Origin of the sequence: Frateuria sp. GZRe14, from assembly GCF_051900395.1 — a bacterium.
GTDB lineage: Bacteria > Pseudomonadota > Gammaproteobacteria > Xanthomonadales > Rhodanobacteraceae > Frateuria_A > Frateuria_A edaphi.
Window position 1 is genome coordinate 307,176 of the sequence record NZ_JBHZGJ010000002.1, and the last position, 12,889, is coordinate 320,064.

The following is a 12,889-nucleotide window of genomic DNA, read 5'->3' on the forward strand; positions in this document are numbered from 1 at the left end:
CGAGGTTGCGTTGCCTGGAAGGCGTCTCCGGGTCAGGAAGTGGATGTGCGTGGCGTTGGGCACCTGACGAAATGGCAGGCGCGCGCAATCCGAAGCTTTCTCCCCGTCGGGGAGAGGGAGCCAATCCGCGGCGAGCAAAACCTCGGCTTCCCGCAGGCGCACTCACACAGGCATGACCCTGCCCTCCTCCCCCGCCACCGTCGCCGATCCGTTCGGCGAGCACACCGCCTGCGGCTTCGGGCTGCAGCGGAAAGTGTTGGGTGGGCGCTTCCACTTCGCCAGCGACAACGAGGCGTTGCTGCAGCTGGTCGAGGTCGCCTATGGCGGGCTTCCCGCGTACGAGCTGCCGCGCGCGGAGGACTTCCACGTCGAGCTGCGCCTGCGGCCCGCCCGCACCAGGTACCGTCGCGAGCCGCCCCCGGTACGGCACCAGGCGGGCGCGGGGCTGCTATGCGGCGTGGTGGACGAGCACAACTACGCCGTGCTCGACCCACGTGGTCGTCGCGCGCTGGTGGTCGCTTCGCAGGCGATGCTCAGGCGGCCCTATCACCTGCGCTACGAGCTCATCGAGTTCGCCGTGTTCACCCTGGCCACGCGCGGCATGGGCCTGGTGCCACTGCATGGCGCGTGCGTGGGACATGGCGGGCGCGGCGTGCTGTTGCTGGGCGACAGCGGCGCGGGCAAGTCCACGCTGGCTCTGCACAGCCTGCTGCACGGGCTGGACTTCCTCGCCGAGGACGCAGTGTTCGTGCAGCCGCACACCCTGCTCGCGACCGGCGTGCCCAATTTCCTGCATCTGCGGCCGGATGCGCTCGGGTTGCTGCCCGATGGCGCCACGCGCGATTGGCTGCAGCGCTCGCCACGGATCCGGCGGCGCAGCGGCGTGGAGAAAGTCGAGGCCGATCTTCGCCAGGGCGCGGGCCGGCTCGCGGGCAGACCGCTCGAACTGGTCGGCGCGGTGATGGTGACCGGGGAGCGGGCCGACGGCGAGTTGCTGTCGCCCGTGGACACCGACACCGCCGCGACCTGGCTGGCGGTCAACCAGCCCTACGCGGCGGGCCAGCCGGGCTGGCAGGCGTTCGCGCAGGCGCTGGCCGGTCGAGGCGTGTACCGGTTACGGCGCGGAGGCGATCCGCGGGCCTCGGTCGAGGTCCTGCGGCGGCTGCTTGATGCCGACGCACACCCCGTTTCGCGGCGCGAAGCGCGATCGAGCGGGCCAACTTTTCCCGAAGCCGCCTGCACTCAGGAAAGATGAGCACGATCCCCGGCAAAGACGCGACCCTGGACCGCCGCGACGGCCTGGCGCCCTGGTACCAACGCGCCACGACAACGCTGCTCCGGGCGCTGCCGGCCTCGCGTTTCTGGCGCGCCTTCGCGCTCACGCTAGGCCGCCGGGATGCGCTGCAGATCGCAACCTATGTGGCGCTGTCGCTCGGCGCGGCGCTGGCCGGCAGCATCGCGGCGATCTGCCTGGTGCCGCTGGTACAGCCGGGTTCGTCGTCCACCTTCGCGGCCTACGGCAGCGTGCCGATGCAGGCGCTCGCCTTTGCGGTGGCCACCGGCAGCTTCGCGCTGATGCGCTGGCAGGTGGCGCGGCTGGGCGCCGACCTGGTCAGCCGCTGCGGCATGAACCTGCGACGGATGGTGCACGCGCGCCTGGTCGATGCGCCGCTGGGCGAGTTGGCCGACGCGAGCTCGGCCGAGATCGCCAACGTGCTGACCTACAACATCGAGATCCTCGTGCAGGGGTTCAGCGCGCTGCTGCAATTGGCGGTGATCGGCCTCACCACCGCGGTGAGCCTGGCGTTCGTGTTCTGGGTATCGCCGGCGCTGCTGTTGATCACGCCGGTGCTGGTGGCGCTAGGGCTGTTCGCCGCGCGCGCCTACGGCCGCGAACAGTCGGCGGTAAGCCGGCAGTACGTGGCCGACATGACGCGGCTGTTCTGGCTCAGCGAGGATTTTCCAAGGCGCCTGCGCTACGTGCGCTCGTTCGAGCGGCAGAGCGCGGAAAAGGCCGGCTACGGTGCGATCTCCGCGCGACTGGGCCTGGGCTACCGGCGCCAGATGGAGCTGGTCGCCGCCGGTCGCCTGATGCTGGAACTGGCCGCCGCCGCGGGCATCGCCGGCATGTTCGTGCTCGCCCATCGCTGGCATGGCATCGACAGTGCGTCGCTGATCGCGGTGAGCCTGCTGCTCGGGCGCCTGCTGCCGTACCTGGTGTCGACCCGGCAAAGTTGCCAGCAATTGCGTTCGGCCTCGCCGGCGCTGGAACTGTGGCAGCGCCACATGCGGCACCGCCATGACGCGTTGCCCGCCGTGCCGGCGCGTGCGCTGGCGGTCGGCGACGTGCTGGCGATCGACCAGCTGCGGTTGCGTGCACCGCTGGAGGCGCTGTGCGTGCGCCACCTGGTATTGGCGCCTGGCGAACTGACGCTGGTCTCGGGCGACTCGGGTATCGGCAAGAGCAGCCTGGTCGACGTGCTCGCCGGCATGACCCTTCCGGCGGACTTCAGCGCCTCGATCGGCGACTACGCGATCGACTTCGACGGCTACCGCGCGCTGGTGCGCAATGGCGCCTACGTCAGCCAGAGCGTGCGCCCCTGGCAGCACACGGTGCGCGACTGCCTGGCCTGGGCGGCGCCGGCGGCGAGCGACGGCACCATGCTCGCCGTGCTGGAGGACGTCGGCCTCGGCCGCTGGCTGGCGGCATCGCGCGAGGGTCTGGACGCGCCGCTCTACGGCAGCTCCAGCCGCCTCTCCGGCGGCGAACTGCAGCGGCTGATGCTCGCCCAGGTGATCCTGCGCCAGCCGCTGCTGGCCGTGCTGGACGAGGCTACCGGTGCCCTCGATGCCGCGTCGGAACTGGCCGTCCTGGCCACGCTCAAGCGGCAACTGCCGCGCTCGATCCTGGTGGTGGTTTCCCATCGCGCCAGCGTGTCGTCCATGGCCGAGCAGCATCTGCAGATCGACCGGGACCTGGCCGTCACGATCGTGCGCAACACGCCCGGCGGTCGATCCGCGCCCGGTGACGCCGCGTTCGGTTGATCGCGAACCCGCCAGGCCGCGCGAGGTCTAGAGTCCGGCTACCAAAGGTCGGACCGGACCCATGAACAAGACACCGCGCCGCAGGGCACTGGACCAGGACATCTGCGTGCACATCTTCAGCGCCTCGGCCGCCATGGTCGGCGTCTGCATCATGGTCATCGGCATCCTGCGCGTGGTCATCACGATCCGCCGGACCGACCTCGTCGGCGACGACCTGCTCGCCCTCAACGCCATGCTGTACCTGATCACGTGCCTGCTTTCCTACTGGGCGTTGCGCACCCGCAACGTGCAACGCAACCACACGCTGGAACGCGTTTCCGACACGCTGTTCCTGGTTGCGCTGACGCTTACCACGCTCAACGCGGGCTTCATCACCTGGGCCATGTCGGTCGATTGAAGGGCTGTCGGGCCATCACGGGATTTTCAGTCCCGATGGAGGTGCCGATCGTGTTTCCGAGCGAGCGGGGACCTCACTCGAACCTTCCGGACGAGGCTCATACACGATTGCTTGTCTCGACCGGCTCGCAACGCGGCGGCCACGCAGCTCGCCGATCCGGCGCAGGTCAGTTCCGCAGCCGCGGCACGCCGTGCTCGTCGCGCTCCTCGACCGCCAGCGAGCGCGTGTCCGGGTGGGACAGACGGCTGTCGCGCGGCAGGTCGAGGGTGGCCTCGCCGCGGGTGAGGGCCAGCGCATTGCGATAGCAGCGCTGGGCGAGCGGGACATCGCCCTGGCCGATGCAGGCGTCACCCATCGCTTCCCAGGCACCGGGGCTGGGTGCGATGGCAAGCGAGCGTTCCAGATAGGTGCGCGCCTTGCCCCATAGTTGCTGGCGCACGCACATGCGGCCGAGCGCGAGCAGCAGGCCGGGGTCGTTGGGATGGGCATCGAGCCAGCTTTCCGCGCGGCGCAGTCGCGCGTCCAGGTCGTCGCCGTCGAGCGTGCCCCAGGTTTCGGCCAGCTGCGGCGACCACTCGCGGCGCAAGGCGGACTCCAGCTCGTCCATCGCCGGCAGCGCCAGCCCGAAGGCGGCGGCGCGGCGGGCGTAGGCGTCGATCACCGCGGGCGCGCGGCGCTGGCCCTTGGGCAGTTGCGACCACAGCGCATTGAGCGCCTGGCCGTCGGGCGTGGCGAGGATGGCGGCAACCAGCACCTGCGTTTCCAGCGCGGTATAGCGCGGCGTGCCGAGCGCGCCGCTTTTCTGCAACGGTTCCAGCGCAGCCAGCGCGCGGCGCGGTTCGCCGGCGGCGAGCGCGGCGAGGGCGAGTTCGTGCCAGCCACCAGGGGTGAGGCTGCCACTGTCGGCCTCGGGATTGAGCAGGGCGAGGGCTTCGGCCGGCTTGCCGTCGCGGCGCAGTACGCGAGCGCGCACCACGCGCGCCGCCTGCGGCGCGGCCTGCCCGGCGCGATTGAGGGCTTCCAGTGCGCGCGCGGCCTCGCCGCGGCGCGAGGCGGCTTCGGCGGAGGCGAGCAGGGCCGGACCGCGCAGCGCGTCCAGTCGCGCGGCTCGCTCCAGGTCGCGTTCGGCCTCGCCGTGGCGACCTTCCATCAGCGCGACCAGGCCGCTGCCCAGCCGCTGTCGGCTCACCCGGCGATGCCGCCGCGACATCGCGCCGAACGGCCAGCGCGCCAGCCGCCACAGCCCGGCAAGAATGGCCCAGGCCAACAGCACGATGACCAGCGCGGCCACCACGGTGGTTTCCACACGCCAGCCGCGCAGGCGTACGAGCACGTAGCCGGGATCCTCGGCGACCCAGTGCCAGCCGAACGCGGCGAGCGCCGCGACCACGATCAGCAGCAACAGCCAGCGCCACAGCTTCACGGCCGGTGCCCCGTGCTGGACGCGCGTGCCGGCGTGGCGTCGACCGCTTTCAAGGCATGCACGGCGCGCAGGTTGCGCAGTTCGGCCAGTGCGGCGCCCAGTTGCACCGGCGCGGCAGGCTTGATGCTCCCGGCGAGGCTCGCCAGTTGGGCCTGGACGTGCGCGACGGCCGGATCGGCGGTATCGAACCGTGCCGCCACGCTGGCCTGCGCACGGGCGATGGCCGCGTGCGCGGCATCGACGTCGGCGGCGAGCAGCGCGGCCTGCGCCTGGGCGAGGTCGAGCGCGGCCAGTTCACGGGCGAAGCGGGCATCGGCCACCGCCAGCGGTGCGCCGTCGTCGCGCTGCACGTTGACCACGCTGCCGAGTGCATGGCGGATGCGTGCCCACGCGCCGGGGTTGGCCGTCTCCGCGATAGCGTCCTCGCGCTTGAGCGGAAGCGTCTGGATCGCACCGCGCAATTGCTGCAGGACATCGATCGCTTGGGTGCGCGGCACGCTCTGCTCCAGCGCCTCGCGCTCGGCGGCAAGGCTCTGGCGCACGCCGGAGAAGGCGCCGTCGTTCACCGCGGCCAGCGCCTGGTCGGCCAGCCCGTAGGCAGCGGCCGCCCCCTGCGCGTCATGGAACAGCACGTAGCGTTGCTGGCCCATGCGCAGCAGCGTCTCGGTTTCATCGAGCAGCATCGCGTCGTGGCCGGAAAGGCTCTTCTCCGACAGCTTGGCGACCGCATCCTCGAGGTTGCGCACGCGCTCGGACTGGCCCAGCAATTCCTCGCGCAGGCTGCGGTTGACCTGCTCGGCGTCGCCCAGGCGCTGGCGCAGCGAGGAGCGCTCGTCGCCGAGCGTGGTGAGCGTGTCTTCCAGATGGCCCACGCGCTGGTCGAGGTTGTCGCTCGCGCTGCCCTGCATCTGCTGCCACTGGCGCCAGGCCACGTAGCCGGCAAGGCCCAGCGCGAGCAGGGCGATCAGCAGCGCGAGGGCGAGCGTGCCGCCGCGCCGCGGGGCTGGGGCGGACGCGGGACGCGGGACCGGGGCGGCGGCCGGAACCGGCGCGTCGGGACGATCGGAAGCGAGGTCGTCTTGGCTCATGCGCGCCATGCTAGCAGCCCGCATGGCGGGGTTCGCATGGTGGGTGTGAAGCCTGCGGCATCCTCCTGCAAGGGAAGCCGCTAGCGCATGCATCGCGGTCGCGCCGGAGGAACCACGGGGTCAGCGGGCGGCGGCGAGGAGGTCGGCGGAAAGGGCTGACGCGGCGCGGCGCACGTGGCGGAAGCCGGCGGCGCGGGCGGCGGCTTCCAGGCGCTCGCTGCTGGCCACGGCGACGGCGCTGCACAGGCGCGTCCATGCTTCCGGAGGCAGGCTGTCATGCAGGTTGGCCAGCGCCTGCACGCTGGAGAGGAGCACGCGGGCGTCGGGACGCAGTTGCCGCACGGCATCGACATGACGGCGGTCCAGCCGTGCCGCCGTGCGACGGTAGACCCATACCTCGCGCAGGCGCGCGCCGCCTTCGATGAGGCGTTGCTGCAACAGGCCGCGGCCGCCGGGGGCGCCGACCAGCGCCACGCCGCGTCCCCGCACGTCGTGCAACGCGGGCAGGTCAAGCAGGCCTTCGCTGTCCTGCTGCCGCGCGGGCGCCTGCACGGCGAGGCCGTGGCGGCGCAACGCGGCGGCGGTGCCCTGCCCGACTGCCAGCACCGTGGCGCGCGTGCGCAGCGGCATCAGCGCGGCGGCAAAGCGCACCGCCGCGGGACTGGTGAAGAGCAGCAGGTCGTCTGCGCGCAGGGCTTCACGCAATGGCGTGCGCGCATCCTCGTCGCCTGCGCGCAATGCCAGGCCCGGCAGCAACAACGCCACGCCGCCGAGGGCGCGCACCTGGCGCGCGAAGGCCGAGGCGGTGCCGGCCGGGCGGGTGATGACGATCACCCGTCCGTCGAGTTCGCCGGTGGTCGAAGCGTGGGGCACCGCGCAGTCCGTGCAGCCGAAACAGGTCGGCAGTGTAAGCCGCTCGCTACACTTGGCGCTTTTCCCCACCCAAGTCCCGCGCCGTGATTGCCGACTCCCGACTGCTCGCCGACGACCTGCTCCGCTTCATCCGCGACAGGATCCCGCTCGCCCGCGCCATGGACCTGCGCCTGCACCATTACGATCGCGATGGCCTTGCGCTGGCCGCACCGCTGGCGCCGAACGTCAACGACAAGGGCTGTGCCTTCGGCGGCAGCCTCGCCAGCGTGATGACGCTGGCCGGCTGGGCACTGGTGGAGCTCGAGTTGCAGCGGCGCGGCGAAGACTGCGACGTGTTCGTGGGGGACTCGCACGTGCGCTATCTGGAACCGGTGTGGACGGATTTCCGCGCCGAGGCGCGGCTGGCCGAGGGTACCGATTTCGAGACTTTCTTCGCCACGTTGGCCGAGCGTGGCAAGGCGCGCATCGACGTGCACTGCGAGGTGCCCGGCAGCGGCGAGCGCCCGGCCGCCACGCTGCAGGCGCGCTTCGTCGCCAAGCGACGGGCTGGGGCACAATGAGGGCCTGTTTCCGGAGGGAATCATCCATGCGTCGCTACCTGTTTCCGCTGATCGCACTCGTCGCGATGCTGTGTGCCGGCTGTGCTACCGACCAGCGCAACCAGGCGCTGATCACCACGCTCAATGGCTATGCGAACACGCTGCGCTGGGCCGACTTCCAGAGCGCGCAGCAGTTCGTCGATCCGAAAGTGCGCGAAGCCAATCCGCTGACCTCGCTGGACCTGGCGCGCTTCCAGCAGGTGCGCGTGACCGGCTACGACGAGGGCGCGGGTCCGGTGCCGGATGGCGAAAACCGGGTGCGGCAGGTGGTGCAGATCAGCCTGGTCAACCTGAACACGCAGTCCGAGCGGACGGTGATCGACCGGCAGAGCTGGCGCTATGACCCGCAGACGAAGCGCTGGTGGTTGATGAGCGGGTTGCCTGATATCACGCGGGAATGAGGTCTGCGCCCTCTCCCTGCGGGGAGGGCTGGGGTCAGGGGTGACTCTTGCGACAGAACCGCCTGCGGGCCCGGCGCCGTAACAACCTTCCCCGCGAGCCCGTCCCCTCACCCAAACCCTCCTTCCGGCGGGGAGAGGGCTTCAGAGCGCGCCACCTTTGCGCCCGTCGCCCCCCTCCCGGATAATCGCCGGTTTGCGCATCCGGCCAGGCCCGCCATGAACGACTTCCTGCACAAGCTCCCCACCTTCGTGGGCAACCATCTCGCGCTGTCGGCGTTGTTCGTGGTCATCCTGCTCGCGCTGGTGGCGATGGAATTCGGCCGCCTGCTGCGCAAGTACAAGGAGCTCACCCCTGGTGGGCTCACCCTGCTGATCAATCGCGAAAGCCCGCTGCTGGTGGACCTGTCCGCACGCGCCGACTTCGAGAAGATGCACGTGCCCGGTGCGCGCCACGTGTTGCCCAGCCAGTTCGACCCCGAGCACAAGGACCTGGCCAAGGCCAAGGACATGCCGGTGGTGGTGATGGACAAGGACGGCCGCGGCTCGGACAAGGCCGCGCAGCGCTTGGTCAAGGCCGGTTTCACCAGGGTGTACACGCTCGGCGGCGGTGTGCTGGCCTGGCAGCAGGCGCAATTGCCGGTCGCCAAGGGCAATCGCTGAGGCGATCCGGCGGGACGGTCACCCGCCGATGCCGGCGCGGCCGGCGAGGATCTGCGCCAGCACGTCCGGCGCGTATTCGAACGAATCGAAGTAGAGCCGCTCGTCCGGCAGGCCTGCCTCGGTGAACATCTGCCGGCCGGCGTCGATCATCGCCGGCGGCCCGCTCATGTAGACCTCGTGGCCGGACAGGTCCGGCTGGTCCTCCAGCACCGCCTCGTGCACCAGGCCCGGACGCAGGCCCGCGGCGGCGGCCTGCTCGGGATCGGACAGCACCGCGTGGAACGCGAGATTGGGCGTCTCGCGCGCCCAGCGCTCGGCCAGTTCGCGCAGATACAGGTCGCCCGCGCTGCGCGCGCCCCAGTACAGCGCCATCGGCCGGCGCGTGCCCAGCGCCAGGAAGTGCTCGACGATCGCCTTGACCGGCGCGAAGCCCGTGCCTCCGGCCATGAACACCATCGGCCGCTCCGAATCCTCGCGCGGCACGAACGTGCCCAGCGGTCCCTCGATGTGCAGCCGCGCGCCGATCGCAAGCCCTTCGTGGACCCACGAGGTGAAGCCGCCGCCGGCGACGTGGCGCACGTGCAGCTCGATGCTGGCGTCCTCCTTCGGCCCGCTGGCGATCGAGAACGGTCGGCGCCTGCCCTCCTCCAGCAGCACGTCCAGGTACTGGCCCGGCAGCCAGTTGAGCGGCGCTTCGCCCGACGCGGGCTGGAGCACCAGGCCGGTGACGTCCGGCGCCAGCGGCTGCTTGCCGATCACCTCCACGGCAAGGCGGCGGCGTGCGACGTCCTCCACCGACGTGACCTCGCGCGCCGCGATCGTCAGGTCGCTCGCGGGCACCGCCTGGCACAGCAGGATCGCGTGGCGCGCCATCGCGCTGCCGCTCAACGCGACCGGCGGGTTGCGCGGGTAGCCGCATTGGCCGGCCAGCAGCGTGGCCTTGCAGCTGCCGCAGACGCCGGCGCGGCACGAATAGGGCAGCGCGATGCCGGCGCGCTGCGCCGCTTCGAGCACGGTCTCGCCCGGCGCCGCGGTGAAGGTGCGGCCGGAATGCTGGAGGGTGATGGTGAACACCTGCGCATTGTCGCCGCGCGGGCCGTGGACGGACAATGCACGCTTTCCCTTCAGGCGGTCCGACCATGGCGATATGGAAGCAGGCACCCGATCTCGAGCGCATCAACGCGTGGAGCGACAACACGCTGATGCAGGTGCTCGGCATCCGCTTCACCGCTGTCGGTGATGACTGGCTCGCCGGCACCATGCCGGTGGACACGCGCACGCACCAGCCGTTCGGGCTGTTGCACGGCGGCGCCTCGGTGGCCTTGGCCGAGACCCTGGGCAGCACCGGAGCGCTGCTCACGCTCGACCCGGAGCTTGAGGTGGCGGTGGGGTTGGACATCAACGCCAACCACGTGCGGGGCGTGCGCTCCGGTGTCGTCACGGGTACCGCCAGGGCGTTGCACCTGGGGCGCTCCACGCAGGTATGGGAGATTCGCATCGAGAACGAGGAAGGGGCGCTGGTGTGCGTCTCGCGGTTGACCATGGCGGTGGTGCCGCGGCGGGCGGTGGTGCGGTGAGCGACGGACTGGAGCCAGGCTCGGCTCCCTCTCCTCCGGGGAGAGGGAGATGAATATCGGCGCGCCCTACGCCAACCTCACCCCCGACCTCGTCCTCGACGCCGTCGGCGCGTGCGGCCTGTGGCCGGACGGCCGCCTCCTCGCGCTCAACAGCTACGAGAACCGCGTCTGGCAGGTCGGCATCGAGGATGCCGCGCCGGTGATCGCCAAGTTCTACCGGCCCGGCCGCTGGAGCGATGACGCGATCGCCGAGGAACACGCCTTCGCCTACGAACTGGCGGCGGATGAATTGCCGATGGTCGCGCCCCTCGCGTTTCACGGACGCACTCTGCTCGAACACGCCGGTTACCGCTACGCGCTCTACCCGCGCCGCGGCGGCCGTGCGCCGACGCTCGAATCGACCGAGCAACTGGAGTGGCTGGGACGCCTGATCGCCCGCCTGCACGCGGTCGGCTCGCGCGCGCCGTTCCGGCATCGCGAACGAGTCGACCGCGCCACGCTGATCGCGCGCCCGGCGCAGGCGGTGCTGGCCTCCCCGCTGCTGCCGTCCCACCTCGCCGAGGCCTACCGCGCCGCCGTACGCCGCCTCGACGACGCGGTGGCCGCGCGTCTGGACGCGGTCGGCCCGGCGCGCCAGTTGCGCCTGCACGGCGACTGTCATCCGGGCAACCTGCTGTGGACGGACGCCGGGCCGCACTTCGTCGATCTGGACGACGCGCGCACGGGCCCCGCGGTCCAGGACCTGTGGATGCTCGCGCACGACGCCGCGGCCATGGATGCCCTGCTCGCGGGCTACACCTCGATGCGCGACTTCGACTACGCCGAACTCGCGCTGATTCCCGCCCTGCGCGCCATGCGCCAGGTGCACCACGCCGGCTGGATCGCCCAGCGCTGGGCCGACCCGGCCTTCCCCGCCGCCTTCCCGTTCGCGGCCGAGCCGCGCTGGTGGGAGCAGCACTGCACCGACCTGCACGAGCTGGTCGATGTGTTGGCCTGAAGTCGCAGACGGCGCGCCGCAAACGCGGCACACTCCGCGCTCCCGCCAACCGGAACCTTTGAATGCGCAGCTTCCTCTTCCGCCTGATCGGCATCCTCGAAATCGCCGGTGGCCTGTACGGCGCCGCGGGCGCGCTGCGCCGCCTGCTGGTGATGGGTTCGACCTACGACATGCTGCACGCGTTGCTGGCGCTGATTGCCTTCGGTTTCGTGTTGCTGGCCGGCGTGTGGCTGGTCGAAGGGAGCGACCGTGGCGTGGCGTTTTCGCGCGTGGCACAGCTGCTGCAGTTGCCGCTGATCGCCACGCCGGTGTTCAGCTACGCGCTGCATGCGGGGGCGTACCTCAACATTTACACCACCTTCCACCTGGCGCGGCCCTGGCTGGACTGGAGCTTCGGCACGCAGGGCTTCGTGCTGGCGGTAGCCGGGCCGTCGGTGTCGCGCATCGGCGTGAACCTGCTCGCAGTGGCCTCGTGGCTGATCCTCAAGCTGCGCTAGCGGCTCGCGGGGTGGGCTTCAGCCCATCACTGGACGTACGGCGCGAGGCGGTGGGCTGAAGCCCACCCTGCGTGGCCGGTATCATTGGCCGGATGAACGCTCCCAGCCCGCACGATCCCGTCGCACCGCCGCGCATCCGCCTCAAATCCGACCGCGCGCCGGGCCACCCGTGGGTGTGGTCGGCGCAGGTGTACAAGCCCGAGCAGCGCCTGCCGCCAGGCAGCGTGGTCGAGGTGGTGGACAGCAAGGACCGTTTCGTCGGTCGCGGCTTCTGGAACGGCCACGCACGCATCGCATTGCGGCTGCTCACGAACGATCCGTCCGAAGCGATCGACGCGACGTGGATCGCCGCGCGCATCGCGCGCGCCGTGCAGCTGCGCCGCGACCTGTTGCAACTGGACCGCGCCAGCGACGCCTGGCGCGTCGTGCACAGCGAGGGCGACGGTTTGTCCGGCCTGGTGGTCGACCGCTATGCCGACATCCTGGTGATCGAATACTTCGCCGCCGGCATGTGGAAGTTCCGCGAGGCGATCCATGCGGCCCTGCTCGAACACTTCCCCGGCGCGCGGCTGTACTGGTTCGCCGAGAGCCACGTGCAGAAGCAGGAATCGTTCGACTGCCGCAGCCCCGAACCGCCGGCGCGGGTCCAGGTGCATGAGCACGGCCTGGCCTTCCACGCCGCGCCCGGACTGGGACACAAGACCGGCTTCTTCGCCGACCAGCGCGAGAACCGCCGACGCTTCGCGGAATTCGCACGCGGCCGGCGCGTGCTCGACCTGTGCTGCAACTCCGGCGGCTTCGCTGTCCATGCCATGGCGGCGGGCGCGCGCGAGGCGGTCGGCGTGGACATGGACGCGGGGATCCTGGAGATCGCCCGCGCCAACGCCGCGGCCAACAACCTGGCCATCGACTTCCAGCAGGCGGACATCTTCGACTGGCTGCGCGAGGCCGCCGCGCGCGGCGAGCGGTACGACGCGGTGATCCTGGACCCGGCCAAGCTCACGCGGGACCGCAACAAGGTCTTCGACGCGCTGAAGAAGTACTTCGCCATGAACCGCCTGGCGCTGGACGTGATCCCGCCCGGCGGCCTGCTGCTGACCTGCTCGTGCACCGGCCTGGTCGCCGAGGCGGACTTCCTGGAGATGCTGCGTCGCGTGGCGCTCAACGCCGGCCGCGAGATCCAGGTGCTGCAGGTGACCGGCGCCGGCGCCGATCATCCGGTGCGCGCCGACGTGCCGGAAGGTCGCTACCTCAAGGCAGTGTTCTGCCGGGTGGAGTGACCACCGGCCACACGCAGGGCGGACTTCAGCCCGCCGCTACCTTGCCGCACGC

The 12,889-nt window shown here is 71.1% G+C and carries 14 protein-coding genes; 10 read left to right on the top strand and 4 right to left on the bottom strand.

Going from position 1 to position 12,889, the window contains the following annotated elements; translation table 11 throughout:
• The first annotated feature begins 172 nt into the window (after nucleotides 1-172).
• The 3 genes from ACFWZ1_RS15675 (at nucleotide 173) to ACFWZ1_RS15685 (ending at nucleotide 3,442) form a co-directional block, all read left to right on the top strand.
• Nucleotides 173-1,255, top strand: coding sequence for a serine kinase (locus ACFWZ1_RS15675; RefSeq protein ID WP_439667123.1), 1,083 nt, complete (start codon nucleotides 173-175; stop codon nucleotides 1,253-1,255).
• A complete protein-coding gene (locus ACFWZ1_RS15680) occupies nucleotides 1,252-3,045 on the top strand; it encodes an ATP-binding cassette domain-containing protein (RefSeq protein ID WP_439667124.1) in 1,794 nt (597 codons plus the stop codon). The genes ACFWZ1_RS15675 and ACFWZ1_RS15680 overlap by 4 nt, the downstream gene beginning before the upstream one ends.
• Nucleotides 3,046-3,106: 61 nt before the next feature.
• The gene (locus tag ACFWZ1_RS15685; protein WP_231321866.1) at nucleotides 3,107-3,442 is read left to right on the top strand and encodes a hypothetical protein; all 336 of its coding nucleotides are present in this window, start codon (nucleotides 3,107-3,109) and stop codon (nucleotides 3,440-3,442) included.
• Between the two features lie 166 nt (nucleotides 3,443-3,608).
• Here ACFWZ1_RS15685 and ACFWZ1_RS15690 read toward each other — a convergent pair whose 3' ends face one another.
• The 3 genes from ACFWZ1_RS15690 to ACFWZ1_RS15700 all read right to left on the bottom strand — a co-directional run bounded on the left by ACFWZ1_RS15690 (nucleotide 3,609) and on the right by ACFWZ1_RS15700 (nucleotide 6,826).
• Entirely contained in the window at nucleotides 3,609-4,865 is a 1,257-nt protein-coding gene (locus ACFWZ1_RS15690) for a heme biosynthesis HemY N-terminal domain-containing protein (RefSeq protein WP_439667125.1), read from the bottom strand.
• The gene (locus tag ACFWZ1_RS15695; RefSeq protein ID WP_439667126.1) at nucleotides 4,862-5,953 is read right to left on the bottom strand and encodes a uroporphyrinogen-III C-methyltransferase; all 1,092 of its coding nucleotides are present in this window, start codon (nucleotides 5,951-5,953) and stop codon (nucleotides 4,862-4,864) included. Before ACFWZ1_RS15695 ends, ACFWZ1_RS15690 begins: the two co-directional genes overlap by 4 nt.
• Nucleotides 5,954-6,073: 120 nt before the next feature.
• Nucleotides 6,074-6,826 (bottom strand): uroporphyrinogen-III synthase, encoded by a 753-nt coding sequence (locus tag ACFWZ1_RS15700; protein ID WP_439667127.1) that lies wholly within the window; start codon nucleotides 6,824-6,826, stop codon nucleotides 6,074-6,076.
• 83 nt (nucleotides 6,827-6,909) lie between these two features.
• Between ACFWZ1_RS15700 and ACFWZ1_RS15705 the strand changes: the two genes are divergently transcribed.
• From ACFWZ1_RS15705 to ACFWZ1_RS15715, 3 genes are all read left to right on the top strand, one after another.
• A complete protein-coding gene (locus ACFWZ1_RS15705) occupies nucleotides 6,910-7,386 on the top strand; it encodes a YiiD C-terminal domain-containing protein (RefSeq protein WP_231321875.1) in 477 nt (158 codons plus the stop codon).
• A 26-nt stretch (nucleotides 7,387-7,412) separates the two neighbouring features.
• A complete protein-coding gene (locus tag ACFWZ1_RS15710) occupies nucleotides 7,413-7,826 on the top strand; it encodes a hypothetical protein (protein WP_231321877.1) in 414 nt (137 codons plus the stop codon).
• Between the two features lie 216 nt (nucleotides 7,827-8,042).
• The gene (locus ACFWZ1_RS15715) at nucleotides 8,043-8,486 is read left to right on the top strand and encodes a rhodanese-like domain-containing protein (RefSeq protein WP_231321879.1); all 444 of its coding nucleotides are present in this window, start codon (nucleotides 8,043-8,045) and stop codon (nucleotides 8,484-8,486) included.
• 18 nt (nucleotides 8,487-8,504) lie between these two features.
• On the opposite strand, the gene ACFWZ1_RS15720 is transcribed toward ACFWZ1_RS15715, so the two are convergent.
• Nucleotides 8,505-9,596, bottom strand: a complete 1,092-nt coding sequence (locus tag ACFWZ1_RS15720) for a 2Fe-2S iron-sulfur cluster-binding protein (protein ID WP_439667128.1) — start codon at nucleotides 9,594-9,596, stop codon at nucleotides 8,505-8,507.
• A gap of 29 nt (nucleotides 9,597-9,625) precedes the next feature.
• Between ACFWZ1_RS15720 and ACFWZ1_RS15725 the strand changes: the two genes are divergently transcribed.
• The 4 genes from ACFWZ1_RS15725 (at nucleotide 9,626) to ACFWZ1_RS15740 (ending at nucleotide 12,837) form a co-directional block, all read left to right on the top strand.
• The gene (locus ACFWZ1_RS15725) at nucleotides 9,626-10,063 is read left to right on the top strand and encodes a hotdog fold thioesterase (RefSeq protein ID WP_439667129.1); all 438 of its coding nucleotides are present in this window, start codon (nucleotides 9,626-9,628) and stop codon (nucleotides 10,061-10,063) included.
• A gap of 49 nt (nucleotides 10,064-10,112) precedes the next feature.
• Nucleotides 10,113-11,060 carry a serine/threonine protein kinase gene (locus ACFWZ1_RS15730; RefSeq protein ID WP_439667130.1) on the top strand — a complete coding sequence of 316 codons (948 nt, stop codon included), beginning with the start codon at nucleotides 10,113-10,115 and terminating at the stop codon, nucleotides 11,058-11,060.
• Nucleotides 11,061-11,122: 62 nt separating this feature from the next.
• Nucleotides 11,123-11,557: a hypothetical protein gene (locus tag ACFWZ1_RS15735; RefSeq protein ID WP_231321885.1), complete on the top strand. Its 435-nt coding sequence runs from the start codon at nucleotides 11,123-11,125 to the stop codon at nucleotides 11,555-11,557.
• Nucleotides 11,558-11,649: 92 nt separating this feature from the next.
• Nucleotides 11,650-12,837: a class I SAM-dependent rRNA methyltransferase gene (locus ACFWZ1_RS15740; protein WP_439667131.1), complete on the top strand. Its 1,188-nt coding sequence runs from the start codon at nucleotides 11,650-11,652 to the stop codon at nucleotides 12,835-12,837.
• Nucleotides 12,838-12,889: the final 52 nt, after the last annotated feature.

Coding starts and splice junctions, on each gene's coding strand:
- ACFWZ1_RS15675 (WP_439667123.1), top strand. CDS start 173: ATGACCCTGCCCTCCTCCCCCGCCACCGTCGCCGATCCGTTCGGCGAG.
- ACFWZ1_RS15680 (WP_439667124.1), top strand. CDS start 1,252: ATGAGCACGATCCCCGGCAAAGACGCGACCCTGGACCGCCGCGACGGC.
- ACFWZ1_RS15685 (WP_231321866.1), top strand. CDS start 3,107: ATGAACAAGACACCGCGCCGCAGGGCACTGGACCAGGACATCTGCGTG.
- ACFWZ1_RS15695 (WP_439667126.1), bottom strand. CDS start 5,953: ATGAGCCAAGACGACCTCGCTTCCGATCGTCCCGACGCGCCGGTTCCG.
- ACFWZ1_RS15710 (WP_231321877.1), top strand. CDS start 7,413: ATGCGTCGCTACCTGTTTCCGCTGATCGCACTCGTCGCGATGCTGTGT.
- ACFWZ1_RS15715 (WP_231321879.1), top strand. CDS start 8,043: ATGAACGACTTCCTGCACAAGCTCCCCACCTTCGTGGGCAACCATCTC.
- ACFWZ1_RS15725 (WP_439667129.1), top strand. CDS start 9,626: ATGGCGATATGGAAGCAGGCACCCGATCTCGAGCGCATCAACGCGTGG.
- ACFWZ1_RS15730 (WP_439667130.1), top strand. CDS start 10,113: ATGAATATCGGCGCGCCCTACGCCAACCTCACCCCCGACCTCGTCCTC.
- ACFWZ1_RS15735 (WP_231321885.1), top strand. CDS start 11,123: ATGCGCAGCTTCCTCTTCCGCCTGATCGGCATCCTCGAAATCGCCGGT.
- ACFWZ1_RS15740 (WP_439667131.1), top strand. CDS start 11,650: ATGAACGCTCCCAGCCCGCACGATCCCGTCGCACCGCCGCGCATCCGC.